The following is a 241-nucleotide window of genomic DNA, read 5'->3' on the forward strand; positions in this document are numbered from 1 at the left end:
TCCGTTCCCCTGCCTGGGGCGCGAGCAAGTCAGCGGTCAGCTGAGCGGCTTCGTACTGGACACTGACCGCACCTTCCATAAACCCGGGCAGCGTGGTGACATCGCAGCGCTCCTTGAGGTAAATACCCTGGGGCGCAAACGGCGCCGGACGGGCTTCGATTCCGACTGCTTGCAGCTGATGTAAATACGCATCACGCTCACCCTGACGGCGATTGACCCGCAAGCACAACGGCGGCAGCTG

At 62.7% G+C, this 241-nt stretch carries 1 pseudogene; it reads right to left on the reverse strand.

The features are described 5' to 3' along the window. Positions 1 to 241 (reverse strand): annotated as a pseudogene (locus tag Q4563_RS22135) (16S rRNA (cytosine(967)-C(5))-methyltransferase RsmB); the annotation flags it as partial.

The organism is Gilvimarinus sp. 1_MG-2023 (assembly GCF_030548285.1).